The organism is Paenibacillus sp. SORGH_AS_0306 (assembly GCF_030819345.1).
Taxonomy (GTDB): Bacteria; Bacillota; Bacilli; order Paenibacillales; family Paenibacillaceae; genus Saccharibacillus; species Saccharibacillus kyungheensis.
This window is the reverse complement of the sequence record NZ_JAUTBP010000001.1, coordinates 1,431,630-1,445,349: the sequence shown is the minus strand read 5'-3', so window position 1 is coordinate 1,445,349 and position 13,720 is coordinate 1,431,630. Positions and strand designations below refer to the sequence as shown.

The following is a 13,720-nucleotide window of genomic DNA, read 5'->3' as shown; positions in this document are numbered from 1 at the left end:
CTTTAATGATTTTGGGATTTTAGCTTTCACGGTTGATACGAGATTTTGATTTTTTTATTATGAATTTTTCATATGTTGAAATAATTATAATAATAGTTATTGGAGTACTATTTCACGTTTTGCTATTCTATTCTTCTTCCTGTTTATTTCCGTCTATTTTCAATCGTTCTTATCCTGTTTCTTCCTATTTTTCGTTATGTAATGATAGAACTATTATCAATGTCTTCTATTTGTTCAGATATATTATCAGTTAATTATTATGAATTTTTCATGTATTTAAATAATCTTATAGTATGGAATTATATTCGTAAAATCTATATGTTTAATCATGAGATATCGTTGATTGAACACCCCACATGAAACATGAAAAAACACCTTCAATTATTCACTTCAACTTGTCTAAGAATAAGCTGATATGAATATTGAAGGTGTGATTTACAAAGGATGATAATATTTTTTTAGATTTTTGCTTATTTTAGATTCCTGTCCATACATCTTTGGCATATTGACCTTTACTTAGTAATTGGTCTAGCCATTGAACAGATTGTTCTTGATTCACTTTATGCACTTCTTGATAAGCTTCACATAATGTCTGTTCTACATCAGGAGCCATTTTGGTTCCATCCCCACAGATATAGAAATGAGCACCTTGATCGATCAGTTCGATTAATAAATGACTATCTTTTTTCATTTGATGTTGAACATATACTTTCACTTCTTCTTTTTCACGAGAAAATGCAGTATGCAATATGACAATGCCCTCACTTGCATATTTTTCTAACTCTTCTCGATACAAAAAGTCATGTTCGGGATGACGGCAACCAAAGTACAAGTGAGCTTGACCGAGTGTATTGCCTTCTTGTTGTAACGCTTCTCTTGCTTGCAAAAAGCCGCGGAAAGGAGCGATACCTGTTCCAGGTCCTACCATAATAATAGGTGTAGCTGGATCGTCCGGTAATTGGAAACCTGATTGTGGTCTACGAATAAACATCACAACAGATGATCCGATCGATTGCTCGGCAAGGTAATTAGAAGCGATACCACGGTATTCTCCCTGACCACTACGTGCTGCCCCGCGTACCACACTGACTGTAATACTGATTCGATCAGGATACGCTTTGGGCGAACTAGAGATTGAATAGTAACGTGGTTTGAGCGGTGGCAACAATTCTAAGAAACGATCAAATGGAATTTCGCAAGCTTCATACTTTTCAATCAAATCTAACATCGTAATTCGCTTAGCAAGCACTTCTGTTTTGTATGTTTCTTCATCTAATAAAGCTTCTAATTCTTTGCGATGTGGAGGACATATCGTATAAGCAGCAACTTCTCGAATCTGTGCGCGTGTGGCTGCATCTTGTAATTCTACGCTGTGTCCTAGCAAGTCCGGTAAGCTTACAGGGCGTTCTAACGGCAAGTGTGCTGCACTGCGTCCACTGCCTTTTAGCAATAAATGATCTGATAATTTTAAATGAAAACGTTCTGTTACTCGCTTGATCAGACTGGCTGGATTCTGCGGTAATATTCCCAGATGATCGCCTTCACGATACGTTGCTTCAGCAGGCAAAGACACTTCTATATGACGTGTACTGCGCCCACTATCATGATACTGTAGTTCACGATTTTCTAGAATTTCCGAATGAAAAGCATCATATGTCTCTGCAAGCGGTGTACCTACCATACCACTTACAAAACTAACTGATAGATTGCTATGTTCTTTCTTTTCTCCACCGCTATAATTCAGGTCAAAAGCACCCATCAATTGCGGCCATAGCTGCTCTTTCCAATCATCTAATTGCTTTTCAAAATCATCACTGGCATCGCCTTCACCTGCTTCATAGATACGACCTGCTCCTAGTTCAGCCAATCGTTGATCAATCAAATGGGGGATTTTTTGATACGTACTTGCCCAGTTATGATCTCCACAGCCAAACACTGCATATTTCACACCTTGTAATTCACCTGCTTCTGCTCCTTGCAACCAATCTACAAAATACTTCGCATTATCCGGCGGATTACCATTGTACGAAGCAGATACGATCAGCACCGCGCCTTCAGTTGGAAGTTTGGCTGCGTAATTATCCAGTGTAGCCACTTCACTACGGAACCCTAGATAATGACCGGTTTCTGCTAATTCACGTGCTATGCCTTCTGCGGTACCTAGATTAGAACCGTATAAGACCAGTAGCGGTGTATGATGACCTGCTAATTGAGGATCGGCTTCGATTTTTTGAGCTTTTTCTTGTTCTGGATTGGCTTTTTCCATAACTGCTACAGCTGTCGGACTTTTACGTACTTTGACTTGCATGGTGAAATGTTCTGGCTTGAGTGTTAAAGATTCTTTGATTTTGAGCTGGTAATCAGTATGATCTATTAATTCAAAATGCTTCAATACCATACCCAGTACCATAGTAGCTTCATGCATAGCAAATTGTTGCCCGATACATGCACGTTGTCCATTTCCAAACGGTTTGTAGGCATGATGAGGTACTTGACTATCATCTTCAAAACGTTCAGGACGGAATTCTTCTACATCTTCGCCCCATGCTTCTGTATCACGGTGTAACTTAGGAATTAATACACTGACTGCATCGCCTTTATTCAAATGATATTGTCCATCTAGAACAGTATCTTCTTTAGCATATAGAGAAAATGCAGGTGCTGTTGGCCATAGACGCAAAGCTTCATTCAAAATCATACGCACATAATCTAATTGTCGCACTTGCTTATACGACGGCACTGGATCAACGAGTATGCGATCTACTTCTTCATATGCTTTTTGCAATTTATCTTTATTTTTAAGTAAATAGTAAATAGCAAACGATAACAGTCCACTTGTTGTCTCATGCCCGGCAATCAGAAAAGTGATCATTTGATAACGAATATTTTCATCGTCTAAGGTTTCACCTGTCTCTGGATCTTTACCATTGAGCATATGAGATAGCAGATCGTCTGTACCTTCTGTTATTCCTGCACGACGCTCTGCAATCATTTGATCTACGGTAGCAAACATGTGTTCAATATCTTCCTTGTGCTGTTGCTTACGATCTATCGTTAAGTTATCTTGACTGTCTACATTTTGCAATTGACCCATCGCTTCTTCAAGAGCACGGCTCATACTTAAAATGAAAGGATGAGGTTGATCGCGGTAAAAGCTGTTAAAACGATAATTGAATCCACATAATCCAATCGTATCCAGTGTCAATCGAGTCATATCTTCAGGAACGTTGACACTTTCATTAGGATTCAAACGCGCCCATTTCTGTACCAGTTGAGTCGCAATATCCACCATCATGTTCTGATATCCTTGCATAGCCCGTTGACTAAAGCTAGGAAGTAAGATGTGATGAGCTTTTTTCCAATTAGGTTCATGTGTCCAGCTTGTGAATAATCCATCTCCTGTGAATGGGCGCACATTTTGAAGCGGAGTCCATATATTTTTATCAAATCGAGATTCGTCACAAGCTTCTTTTACTAACCGATGGCCGGAAAGATAAATCTGTTCTCTTCCTGGCAATTCCATACGAAAAATCGGTCCGTATTCATAAGATAATTTGATAATAGACTGTAACGGTGTCTCTGCATCAAGTAAGTGTAAATTGCCAAGTGAGCCTTCTTTTTTCGGTTGCGGAATATCAGTATAGGTGGTCATTATGATTCCTCCTTATTTCTTATATTCAATAGCGTTCCAACAACATTCTTCCACTTGCTCTATCAATTCTGCGGATAATACGACGCCTCCTAGACGAACGGCATTATACAATTCTTTGAAAGCTCCAAATACAATTGCTATTAATACAGGTGATGACATAGAACGAATCATTTTTTGTTCGATTCCATAATCACAAAAGGCATATAATCCTTTTTGTAACTGTTCAAATAATTGTTTATTTTCTAGAGTTAAATACCATCCCTGTGCATGAGTAACCAGAAAGTGCAGTCCGTTAATATCTTGCTTGGCAAAGGTAACCATTCCATAAAAAAAATGCCTGAACTGTGTTCGAACATCGTCGCCTTCTTGATACAATTGACCTACGGTAGCTTCTGTTAATGCCAATGTACCTTGCTTGAACAATGTATTCACCAGAGCTTCTTTATTTTCAAAATAACGATAAATGGTCCCTGCTCCAACTTTCGCAGCTTCTGCAATCATAGGCACTGTGGTGCCATCAAATCCACGATCAGCAAATAAAGAAAGAGCCGCCGATAAAATTAAATCTTGTTTGTTTAATGTAGCTTCCATTGACTTCACCCCTTCCATATTCGTTATATGCATGTTCTATACTTTTTAAAATTCATCATCATATTTTTTACATAATCCCTGTCTTAATTATTACCTTAATAAGAGCGGAATGAATATTCATTCCGTACTTATACTATAAACTGGATCAACTATCAGTTTCAACTTTGGTGATCTAAACCCTTGAAAAATCTACGTTTTGGCGTATATCTTATAGTAGATATACAGAAAAAAGCAGACATCGGTCTACAATCGATGTCTGCTTTTTTTATGATCATATTTTAACTTCACGCTTTTTACGTAACGACATACCTGTTAACCAGTGTCCATAAGGAATATGCGAGATCACATAGGTTACCAGTACCGATAACACAAGTGTAATAATCCATACCAATAACATTCTAATCGTAATATTCATTCCTGCTAATAATGATTCTTCAATGATATAACTGATTCTCAACATTAAAGCATGAGCTAAATAACCACCATATGAGTAACGACTCAATGTGATCCATAATTGTCGATGATACGTACCACCATTAGATTGAATACTCAAAGCTACAATATAGATCAACGCTAGAAAAGCAATCAAAAACAATCCCATAGCTGGTTGTAATAATGTTAATGCTATAAAACGTCGACCAAATGGAACTTCTGGAGGAAAATGCCCTAAAACGAGCCCTGTATAATACACCGCAAACAACCCGCATATCACTATCACAGGAAATTTAACCCGTTTTAGGATATCCAGGAACACATTTATATGTAATCCAGCCAAGGCACCTAATAGAAAATAAAATAAATAATAGATCACATTACGATCAGCATAGGTTGTAAAATAGGCACTAATTACCGGAATATGCAACGATGTTGCGGTATCCGTAATCAAAGGTCTTGCGAATAAAATAAGCTCATATCCAGCAATCAATCCGATGATTAGTAACCATGCACGTTTTCGTTGACCATTGACCCATTTCACTATTTTTCTGACAGCTATACGTAAAGGTGGAAACAATAAATACATCGGAATAATCATTACAATATACCATAAATGGTAACTTGATTTGCCAGTAAGCCAAAAGCGAATCATTGTAGTTATCGATTCCCAGAAGGGATGGTTATAAATGCCTACCATAAACGAATAGATAACGGACCATAACAGATAAGGCACAATAATATCTTTAAACCGTTTACGTACAAACGATACATAATTGATTTTGCCTTCATAGTTATAAAAAAGCACCAGCCCTGTGATGAAAATAAAGGCCGGTACTGCAAATTTGGCCGCTAATAGCAAAAGAGTAAGCCGAGCCCCATCCTCCATTTTCAATTCTGGGACTACAGAAAAATGAGCAATCGAATGCTGAAGCACGACAGCGGCAAAAGCCATACCACGCAGAATCTCGATTTCTCTTAATCTAGGTTTTTTTGTCATAATGTACTCCTGAAGGAATATTCAATACTTCTTCATAAGTCGGTCTTATGAAGTCAATCGTGACCCACAACCCCAGCTTGCTGTATTAGACATTGTTGGTGTTGGCATACGCTGTGATTCATTTTTGGGTGATGGTGACGGTGCACCTGGAAGACGAAGTTCGTTGCGTAATTTGTTGATCCATTTACGACGATTTCTCTTTTTGTCCTTTGCAGAACCAGATGTAGGCTGAGTCAGTTTATCCTGTACGTCCATGATTATAACCTCCTCATTGATATAGTAAAGGGGACATAATACATACCCTTTCACTGTCAGTATACCTCTTCTAACGATAATCTAACAGGGCATTTATAACCTAATGCACATTTTTTTGGGAAATTCATTAGCGAATCTAGTAGAATAATGACGAAAAGCTTACCTCCAGTCAATAATTTGACCAAAGATAAGCTTCTCTGCTGTCTATCTATTTAGATAATTTATTATCGATTATACGCCGTAACCGCCATTAGAATACGAAGTTAATTTGTTGTCTGATCCCTGACTATCATCATTTAGGCTATCTTTATCGACACCTTTGTGCACTTTGGATGCATTGGGATCTTCGGTAGTACGTGTCTCAGGTTGCGCTTGAGTAGTTGTACTCGTTTCTTTTGCACGGTAACGTGTTTCATTCAATGTACGGTTGTTACGGAATACACCGTATACATTATCATAACGATCATCATCTTCTACTAAGACAAGAATTTTACCGTTATTTACATAATCTTGGTACTCTGTAGCTTCATCTTCTGGAATACCCATACCGATCAAACCACCTAAAAGACCGCCTGCGCCTGCTCCAACAGCGGCACCAGTAATCGTTGCTGCAATTGGACCTGCTGCTAGAATTGGACCGATACCAGGAATCGCTAATGCTCCAAGACCTGCTAACAATCCTGCTGTTCCTCCAAGCACTCCACCTGTTGTTGCGCCTGTCGCTACGCCTTCAGGTGCTTTGGTATCTGTTTCTTCTGTAATATTGCGTAACTCTTCACGATCTTTAGTAATAACAGAGATTTCTTCTGAAGAAAAGCCCTGACTTTTTAATTGTTCAATCGAATTGGAAGCTTCTTGTTCTGTATTAAATACACCTACAATTTTCTTATCCATTGTAATTACCTCCCGAGTATGAACCTTCTTTAACTTACTATTATAAGGTTGTCTGTGAAGTTATTACCCGTCCTTAGATACCTTCAATCGGAATCAGAAAAAATGTATTGACAAATCAATATTTTTGTAGTTAGACACTTAGCATTTAAGATTGGCGAGGTTTCGCTCGATGTGTAGGTTCCGCTGTTAACGGATTATCTGGCCAATAATGTTTGGGATATCTACTTTTTAAGTCTTTTTTAATATCAAAATAAGCATGTTGCCAAAAGCTGATCAAATCATTAGTAACCTGTACCGGTCGTCCTGCTGGAGATAATAAATGTATCGTCAAAGGAATATGATGACCAATCATCGGTGTAGTCATACATCCAAATAGCTCCTGTAATCTAACAGCGATAAACGGGCGCTTTGGATCAGTATAGTTCACAGCAATACGTGATCCGCTAGGCACTTCGATATGTGTCGGCGCTAGTCTATCTATGGCTTGTCGTTGTTCCCAGGATAAGCGATGTAGCAATAATTCCGCTAGATTTATTTTTTTTAATTCATTGAAGCGACGGATTCCTTCTATATAAGGAAGTAACCATTCATCCATTTCTGCTAATAAAGTGCTATCATCCATTGCAGGATAATTAGTGTCAAGCTGATGCATAAAAGAGATCCGTTCTCTCCATTGTATGGCAGCTTTGGTCCAGTTCAAGCTATTCAGACCTTTATAACGAATCGCATGCATTATAGCTAATTGAATCTGTTCTGCGGAAGGCTTAGGATCAGATACCGATTGCAATAAGATTGCGCCTAGATAAGTATCGATTCGTGCAGATATTGATTCACGTTCTTCATCATAATCAACTTGGTGTACAGATTGAATATGATGGGCATGTATTCGACGAAGTTGTGATTCATTCACTTCAGCCGCTAGTCGAATCACACTATCTGTTCCTGTATCATCTAGTTGTGCTGCTACAATATAAGAAGCTGTTGTCAGATAGTCAGAACGATGTGCAGAAGAAGCAAATGAAGCACCACGCCCTATACGTAATAGAAATGTACCATTACCACGATTTTTGGCGATACGATCAGGATACGCTAACGATAACAACATCCCTGTATTGGATGTGGAAAGATCAGGATCAATTGAGCTAGGAGTATCATATCCTTGAATCAGACGTGACTGTTGTTCAAAACGCCGACTCCATTCTTTAATACGCTGAATAGCTCTAGGATCTACTTGATAAGAAGAATCACCCTGAAGAGCCTGTACCCGATGTTCCATATCTGCACCTGCTTCATGAAAAGATAACAGATCACGTTCTTGCAACAATGCCGCAAGATCACAAGCTTGTTGAACCATGCCCAAAGGAATAGCATGTACAATCATATGAGCGAGACGGGGATGTACACGTAGCTTGGACAATTCGCGTCCATGCGCTGTAATGCCTTTCTGCTCGTCTAATGCTTCTAAATCAATAAGCAACTGACAAGCTTGCTCATAAGCAGCTTGCGGTGGCTGATCCAACCAGCTTAATTCATTTATATCAGTTCCCCAGACAGCAATATGCAAAGCCATAGATGTTAGATCACTTTGGACAATCTCTGGTGAACGAGTAGTTGCTAAATAAGATTGTTCTTCTTCACTCCACAGTCGATAACATATACCTGCTTCTGTGCGCCCTGCTCTACCTCTACGCTGATCTGCACTATCTTGTGATACACGTTCTGTAGCTAGATGCTCCATCCCTGTACGAGCGGAAAAGACAGGAATACGGGTTAGGCCACTATCAATCACAATCCGAATCCCTGTAATCGTAATACTTGATTCAGCCAGTGAAGTAGCTAATACTACTTTACGCATCTTTTTTGCAGAAGGAAGGATAACCTGATCTTGCTCCGATGCAGTCATACCACCATGCAGAATCAGCAATTCGGTAGAATTATTGATCAAGTCGATAGATGATCTACATTCTCGCTGTACAGCTCGAATCTCACGTATACCTGGCAAAAAGACTAAAATATCACCTTCATGTTGTTGTAATGCTTCTTGGATGATATTAGCTACTTTTTTCGCCCAATCGGAATAAGGACGTTGATACATTTTAAAAATCGATTCACCCTGTATATAATACGTATGCACAGGATAAGTTCGACCTACACTAGACAGTATAGGAGCATCTCCTAATAAATGAGCTACAGGCTTAGGATCCATCGTAGCTGACATCACTATCACTCTTAAATCTTCACGCAAAATAGACCTGCTCTCTATCGTTAGAGCAAGCCCTAGATCAGCATGCAGATTCCGCTCATGAAATTCATCAAAAATAATCAAACCAATTTGTTCTAATGAAGGATCATGTTGCAACATCGCTGTCAAAATCCCTTCAGTAACGACTTCGATCACTGTGTTCTGACTTACTTTGTTATCCAGTGCCACCCGATAACCTACCGTTTCGCCTACTTGCTCTCCTAAGGAAGCTGCCATAAAACGTGCGGCAGAAATAGCGGCTACCCGCCGCGGTTCTAACATGATGATCCGCTTTCCTTGTAACCACGGTTCATGCAATAAAGCGATAGGAATACGAGTCGTTTTCCCTGCTCCGGGTTCTGCTGTGACTACGGCTACTCCTTGTTGCTCTAAATATATTTTCAAATCAGGAATCAACGCATCTACAGGCAAATTCAATAATTCAGTCAAAACATAATTCCTTTCTATAAGCGCCTGACGATATAAGCACTATTTGTTCTACTTTTATCAAAATGATGGTTAGCACAAAATGATTTAAACTCTTCTATTCAAGTCAGATATACTATCAAGATAATAGCATTAAAATAGTAGGTATATGATTGATCATTTTTATTTAGATATCTAGTATGATGTTAAGTTAATCGCTTACGAATTTGATGTTCATAGCGGTGATAAGAAGCATTGTCTTGTAGCCCTCGCTGGCTAGTAATTAGTTGTAAACGTAACGTTTTTTCATCCAATTTGCGATGTAACGCTTGTCGTTCACCTGCATGTTCACAAGCTGCAATCAGATCGGTTAACGTCAACATCTCTTGTTGCAATTGTAACTCCTCTGGAATAATACCTGCATTTTTCATAACTTTATAAGCCGCTCTTAATTCTTCAGGCACATGAGATAAATCTTCCAGTGCTAACGGTTTTCCTTTACCTTCCAGATCATCAAATTCTCCTTGTTGTATAGCTTCATTGATTTTCTGTTCTGCTAACCACGATAACATAGGATAGTCACCTCTTTGTTATAATGTTTGTATATATCATCTTCATTATACCTATTTAATTCACAGCGATCGATAGAATGACATGATAATATAACAAAAGAAGCTCCTATAACAGAGCTTCTTGATATGATACCATCATTTGATCTTTGTAATTAGATAGTCAGCAATAGATTAACACAATAGAGATTCGGCTCCATCAATCGTAATCTGTGCTCCTGTAATATGAGCCGCTTCTGGAGAAGATAAGAATGTGACCAGATCTGCTACATTATCTGCTGAACCGGATTGTCCAGCTAACGGTTGACGACCATGTGGGAATTCGATAGGAATCGCTATATTTCGTACCAGCTCATTTACTTCTGTACTTTGATCGATATTTGTAGAGATCGCTCCCGGACAGATTACATTGACACGTACTTTAAATTTAGCCAGTTCAAGAGCTGCCATTTTGGCAAAAGCAACTTGCCCTGCTTTGGAAGTACTGTATGCTGACATACCGAAGCTTGCAAATGTCGTGTTACCATTAATTGAACTGGTAATCACAATACTTCCACCACCATGCTCTTTTAAGAAAGGAAGCGCATACTTGATGGTGAGGAAAGTACCACCCAAATTCGTATTGATTGTACGTTGCCAATCTTCAAATTTAATTTCATCTATTGGAGCAAGAACTCCGTTAATACCTGCATTAGCGAAAACGATATCCAGACCTGTAAAATGCTCGGCTCCTGTTTGAATAGCATGTTTTACCTGTTCTTCATTTGCAATATCCATCTCAAAAGCCAATGCTGCATCAGGACGAATCGCATTTGCTTCTGCTTCTGTTTCACGTATACGTTCAAGCGATAGATCACATAAGATCACATTCGCTCCTTCAGCTACGAATTTAAGAGCCGTCGCTTTACCAATGCCAGAACCTGCTCCGGTAACCAACGCTGTTTTTCCTGCAAAGCGATGTATATTGATTGTAGATTCCATCATTTGCTCCACCCCTTTTGAATAAAATATGTATACACAGGCATTCTACCGTGTGCTTCAACAATTTACCCAATATAGATAGGGATGGAATCACTTTTTTTTATTTATTTAGCAAAATCGACAATATAAAACCGAACAGCACAATTCTGCTCGGTTTTATATTGTCGATTTTTAATTTAAGAAGGATCAGGTTGTTGTACCCAATCAAGTAACATACGTCGTAATTGCTTTTTATCTACAGGAACAGCAATTACCCAATCTTCATCATCTTGATTACTCATTCGAACGATCCAATTTGTATTCTGATCGGCTAACAATACCGCTCCTTGACGTTGCCAATTATCTTCTTCCCATTGAGAAAATTGAATTTCAGCACGCAAACTATAGTTATGCAACACTTTGGCAAAAATACGTGAACCTTCTGAATCACCTGTCATTTGCGTCAATTCTGTTGTGATCTTCTCTAAATGAATATGTTCTCCATGATGAAAATACTGATCAAACCAATGTTTGGAAAAAGTTAAAGCAGGCATTTCTCCAATAGCATTATTACTTAGTTTCATTCGTCGTAACAATAAAGTACAGGCTTTGTTCAGACTTCCGAGTTCTGTTAAAGTGTAACTTCCTGGCAAAGCAGAAGCTTGCTTAATATCAACTACTGTCTCATGAGTAAAATAGCTATTTCCTTCACGAACTTTATTAGTCGTATCTGTAGCATAAAAGTAACGGATACAACAGCCACGCTTGTAAGTGCCTACGAATTTCCCTTGTAAATAAGCATCTGGCGGGTGAAGCGATATTTCATCTTGATTATCTATCGTTAAACATCCTTTTTGTACAAGAGATGTACTTGCTTGCTTCCATATATCAGCCAATTCTTCGACTGTACTATCTTGTAACGGATTATCCATTCCCATGATCTGATCAAATCCAAGCACATTGCCTAAAAAGAACAGTTCTTTGTCTGTCAACGTTATCATAGTTTCTTTGGAAGAGTTCAAAGTTAACATGTAGGTCCATCTTCTCCCTTCAATACTGACATGTGAGCTTTTGTAACTATATAAAGGGCAATGATGTAGTAAATTATACAATAAAGGTTCTTAGTACCTATTCCAATGTAGCACTATAGACTTAATTTTGTCAATTGTTTCACAAAATATATTCCATTTTTACCCATATATGATTATTATAAGTAATATGGTATGTAGGTTTTAATGTAGCTTCATGAACATTATGTGTCTCACTTTAAAATTAATGCTCAGGTTTTAGGTGAAAATCATGTAATTTTAAGTTTTCTTTAAGGAAAGGTGATTACAATAAAGTCAAGTTAGTCGAAAGGCTAACACATATCAACTTTTGAAATCAAATTACTTATAACAATAAACGAGGTGATTAATAGTGAAAACGACAATTCTTTTAGAGAACAAGATGGTTCCGGTTTACTTTAACGCCGAGAATACACAACCAATGTCCAAGCTGTTAAGACTATTACGCAGAACGATTGAACACAAAATTGTAAATGGTAAAAAAATGATTAAAACGTGTCTAGATACTGTTATTAGTATTGAAGTTGTAGGTTCTGAAGCGATTTTGCATACTTATCGTGAAAGTGACACTCTAGCTTTATCTTTATACTAAAATGTAAGTGTTTTTCCTACTTCTTTATAGACATTACGATGGGCCTAACAACGGGAAGACTCCGTACGGCCCTTTCTGTCTGATGCTACTCTCTACTTACATAAATGACGTACTTGTCTATCATCAAATCGGTAATACTTATGAACAGATTATGTTCTATAGGCGTTATCGATTTTTTGCATACAATTTTATAGTTTTCAACAAAAATGCCTAATAATCAATTGTTCCCCAATTAACTTTAAGTAATCTAGTGTAATTTAAAAAGAAATATCTTTAAAGTTATTAAATTACTGAAGTGATAGTCTGTATCAAATGTATATTATGTGATATAATAGGTTTATTAAAAGAGGTGATATAGATGGATACATCAATGCTTTGTCCTCGATTCGAAAAGGGGATGCAGATTTTAAGTAAACGTTGGAATGGCTTAATTATTTATCAACTGATGGGTGGTCCTCAACGCTTTTGCTCTATTCAATCATCACTCCCGGTAAGCGGTCGTCTTTTGTCCGAACGCCTGAAGGATCTAGAGCATGAAGGAATGGTTGTCCGCCATGTATACCCTGAGACGCCGGTACGAATTGAATATGAATTAACTCAAAAAGGATTGGCATTAGAATCTGTGATACGCGGTATTCAGGATTGGTCTCAATCATGGGTAGAACCAGAAGCAATGGTTTTAGAAGCCGAGTATGCTCAAACAGCTAAATAAACAACCATGATAACTATAAAAAACATCCGCTCCCTTTAAGGAGAACGGATGTTTTTTTGTGAACTATCATTTTATACTATATGCATCATCAAATCTCAATGATTATCTATTTAAGATAAAAGAACTCTTTACAATAAAAGATTAGTATTACACATCATATAAAATCATGTTAGCTGATATACTGTTTATTTCTGCCTGCTTCTTGCTTTTCTGCACTCCGAATACGAATAACAAATAAGCGTAGTAAATTGGTACGAGTATGCTCATCGGCTTCACGGTTTAATTTACGGAGTATAAAACGATCTATTGACATGCCTGCTCAACTCCT

General features: G+C 38.0%; 12 protein-coding genes. 2 read left to right on the top strand and 10 right to left on the bottom strand.

All coding sequences use genetic code 11. The features are described from left to right. Window positions 1-475: 475 nt before the first annotated feature. The 9 genes from QE450_RS06525 to QE450_RS06485 all read right to left on the bottom strand — a co-directional run bounded on the left by QE450_RS06525 (window position 476) and on the right by QE450_RS06485 (window position 12,052). On the bottom strand, window positions 476-3,652 hold the full coding sequence (locus tag QE450_RS06525; protein WP_307297928.1) for a bifunctional cytochrome P450/NADPH--P450 reductase: 3,177 nt from the start codon (window positions 3,650-3,652) through the stop codon (window positions 476-478). A 12-nt stretch (window positions 3,653-3,664) separates the two neighbouring features. Then, complete coding sequence (locus tag QE450_RS06520; RefSeq protein WP_274170241.1) at window positions 3,665-4,243, bottom strand: TetR/AcrR family transcriptional regulator; 579 nt, start codon at window positions 4,241-4,243, stop codon at window positions 3,665-3,667. Window positions 4,244-4,514: 271 nt separating this feature from the next. Further along, a complete protein-coding gene (locus tag QE450_RS06515) occupies window positions 4,515-5,675 on the bottom strand; it encodes an acyltransferase (protein WP_307297925.1) in 1,161 nt (386 codons plus the stop codon). 45 nt (window positions 5,676-5,720) lie between these two features. Continuing rightward, window positions 5,721-5,930 (bottom strand): hypothetical protein, encoded by a 210-nt coding sequence (locus QE450_RS06510; RefSeq protein WP_204824447.1) that lies wholly within the window; start codon window positions 5,928-5,930, stop codon window positions 5,721-5,723. A gap of 231 nt (window positions 5,931-6,161) precedes the next feature. After that, a complete protein-coding gene (locus QE450_RS06505) occupies window positions 6,162-6,824 on the bottom strand; it encodes a general stress protein (protein WP_273615889.1) in 663 nt (220 codons plus the stop codon). Between the two features lie 145 nt (window positions 6,825-6,969). Continuing rightward, a complete protein-coding gene (hrpB, locus tag QE450_RS06500; RefSeq protein ID WP_307297921.1) occupies window positions 6,970-9,516 on the bottom strand; it encodes an ATP-dependent helicase HrpB in 2,547 nt (848 codons plus the stop codon). Between the two features lie 182 nt (window positions 9,517-9,698). Then, the gene (locus QE450_RS06495) at window positions 9,699-10,064 is read right to left on the bottom strand and encodes a DnaJ family domain-containing protein (RefSeq protein WP_307297918.1); all 366 of its coding nucleotides are present in this window, start codon (window positions 10,062-10,064) and stop codon (window positions 9,699-9,701) included. Between the two features lie 171 nt (window positions 10,065-10,235). Then, window positions 10,236-11,042: an SDR family oxidoreductase gene (locus QE450_RS06490; protein WP_273616290.1), complete on the bottom strand. Its 807-nt coding sequence runs from the start codon at window positions 11,040-11,042 to the stop codon at window positions 10,236-10,238. Window positions 11,043-11,218: 176 nt separating this feature from the next. Beyond that, window positions 11,219-12,052, bottom strand: a complete 834-nt coding sequence (locus QE450_RS06485; RefSeq protein WP_307297914.1) for a hypothetical protein — start codon at window positions 12,050-12,052, stop codon at window positions 11,219-11,221. A 388-nt stretch (window positions 12,053-12,440) separates the two neighbouring features. Between QE450_RS06485 and QE450_RS06480 the strand changes: the two genes are divergently transcribed. Both QE450_RS06480 and QE450_RS06475 read left to right on the top strand, forming a co-directional pair. Continuing rightward, on the top strand, window positions 12,441-12,680 hold the full coding sequence (locus QE450_RS06480) for a hypothetical protein (protein WP_204824451.1): 240 nt from the start codon (window positions 12,441-12,443) through the stop codon (window positions 12,678-12,680). A 358-nt stretch (window positions 12,681-13,038) separates the two neighbouring features. After that, window positions 13,039-13,392: a winged helix-turn-helix transcriptional regulator gene (locus QE450_RS06475; RefSeq protein WP_204824452.1), complete on the top strand. Its 354-nt coding sequence runs from the start codon at window positions 13,039-13,041 to the stop codon at window positions 13,390-13,392. 169 nt (window positions 13,393-13,561) lie between these two features. Here QE450_RS06475 and QE450_RS06470 read toward each other — a convergent pair whose 3' ends face one another. After that, a complete protein-coding gene (locus QE450_RS06470; protein ID WP_273615885.1) occupies window positions 13,562-13,705 on the bottom strand; it encodes a hypothetical protein in 144 nt (47 codons plus the stop codon). Window positions 13,706-13,720 lie beyond the last annotated feature (15 nt).

Bases quoted from the DNA above. Each gene is read 5' to 3' on its own strand.
- QE450_RS06525 (WP_307297928.1), bottom strand. From the start codon at position 3,652: ATGACCACCTATACTGATATTCCGCAACCGAAAAAAGAAGGCTCACTT.
- QE450_RS06520 (WP_274170241.1), bottom strand. From the start codon at position 4,243: ATGGAAGCTACATTAAACAAACAAGATTTAATTTTATCGGCGGCTCTT.
- QE450_RS06515 (WP_307297925.1), bottom strand. From the start codon at position 5,675: ATGACAAAAAAACCTAGATTAAGAGAAATCGAGATTCTGCGTGGTATG.
- QE450_RS06510 (WP_204824447.1), bottom strand. From the start codon at position 5,930: ATGGACGTACAGGATAAACTGACTCAGCCTACATCTGGTTCTGCAAAG.
- QE450_RS06505 (WP_273615889.1), bottom strand. From the start codon at position 6,824: ATGGATAAGAAAATTGTAGGTGTATTTAATACAGAACAAGAAGCTTCC.
- QE450_RS06495 (WP_307297918.1), bottom strand. From the start codon at position 10,064: ATGTTATCGTGGTTAGCAGAACAGAAAATCAATGAAGCTATACAACAA.
- QE450_RS06490 (WP_273616290.1), bottom strand. From the start codon at position 11,042: ATGGAATCTACAATCAATATACATCGCTTTGCAGGAAAAACAGCGTTG.
- QE450_RS06485 (WP_307297914.1), bottom strand. From the start codon at position 12,052: ATGTTAACTTTGAACTCTTCCAAAGAAACTATGATAACGTTGACAGAC.
- QE450_RS06475 (WP_204824452.1), top strand. From the start codon at position 13,039: ATGGATACATCAATGCTTTGTCCTCGATTCGAAAAGGGGATGCAGATT.
- QE450_RS06470 (WP_273615885.1), bottom strand. From the start codon at position 13,705: ATGTCAATAGATCGTTTTATACTCCGTAAATTAAACCGTGAAGCCGAT.